This is a genomic window from Isoptericola sp. NPDC058082 (genome assembly GCF_042885055.1).
In the GTDB taxonomy this organism is placed as follows: Bacteria; Actinomycetota; Actinomycetes; order Actinomycetales; family Cellulomonadaceae; genus Isoptericola.
In genome coordinates this window covers 655,054-656,164 of the sequence record NZ_JBHVSQ010000001.1, presented here as the reverse complement: position 1 = coordinate 656,164, position 1,111 = coordinate 655,054, and the positions used below count along the sequence as shown (strand labels likewise).

1 protein-coding gene and 1 tRNA gene are annotated in these 1,111 nt (G+C 72.5%); one reads left to right on the top strand and one right to left on the bottom strand.

All coding sequences use genetic code 11. The annotated features are described in order from the left end of the window. Positions 1 to 74: 74 nt before the first annotated feature. Positions 75 to 148 (bottom strand) — tRNA-Leu (locus ACFVS0_RS03065). Positions 149 to 332: 184 nt separating this feature from the next. Between ACFVS0_RS03065 and ACFVS0_RS03060 the strand changes: the two genes are divergently transcribed. Then, positions 333 to 959, top strand: coding sequence for an ANTAR domain-containing response regulator (locus ACFVS0_RS03060; RefSeq protein WP_429729957.1), 627 nt, complete (start codon positions 333 to 335; stop codon positions 957 to 959). The last annotated feature ends 152 nt before the right edge of the window (positions 960 to 1,111 follow it).

Sequence of the window (1,111 nt, the reverse complement as noted above, 5' to 3'; positions counted from 1 at the left end):
CAATCCTCGTACACCAGTCCGACCCCCCCTCCCCCTCCCGACCCCCAACGGGCCGTCGTCGTGCGGCTGCGGGGTGCCCCGGGTGGGATTCGAACCCACACTGGATCGGGTTTGAGCCGATTGCCTCTGCCGGTTGGGCTACCGGGGCGCGCCGCCCATCCAACCACGCGCTCGAGGCGGTGGCCGAACCGTCCGACCGCTGGTCGGCGGGCAGGCCGTCGCCCTCGTCACACCCGGCACGGGACGCGGCGCCCCCTCGCGGCCACTAGGATGGACGGGTGACCGACGAGAAGCCCCACGACGCGAAGCCCGAGGCGACGGTGCCGCTCGACCTGCCGCCCCTGATCGACCAGGAGCCCGAGGCCCCGAAGACGCCGGAGCGACCCGCGCGTCGCGCGGTCGTCGTCGAGGACGAGGCGCTCATCCGGATGGATGTCGTCGAGACGCTCCGCGAGGCGGGGTTCGACGTCGTCGGCGAGGCGGGCGACGGTGAGACCGCGGTGCGGCTCGCCACCGAGCTCAAGCCCGACGTCGTCGTGATGGACGTCAAGATGCCCGAGCTGGACGGCATCTCGGCGGCCGAGCGGATCGGCAAGGCGCACGCCGCGCCCGTCGTCCTGCTCACCGCCTTCTCCCAGACCGAGCTCGTCGAGCGGGCGCGTGACGCCGGCGCGATGGCCTACGTCGTCAAGCCCTTCACGCCTGCGGACCTGCTCCCGGCGGTGGAGATCGCGATCTCCCGCTACCAGCAGATCGGGGCGCTCGAGGCCGAGGTCGCGGACCTCACCGAGCGGTTCGAGACCCGCAAGCGCGTGGACCGCGCGAAGGGCCTCCTGATGACCAAGATGGGCCTGAGCGAGCCGGAGTCCTTCCGCTGGATCCAGAAGACGTCGATGGACCGCCGCCTCACGATGCGCGAGGTCGCGGACGCCGTCATCGAGCAGGTCGGCGGAGCCTGATCCGCACCACGGTGGCACGGGGGGGGGGGAGGGGGGGGTGGTGCCGTTGGGGGGGGGGGGGAACGAGGGGACCCAAAACCAGCCCCCCGGGACGGCGCCGACCAGCAGCGACGTCGTCAGTCCGAGCTCGAAGTCCCCGTAGAGGATGTGGC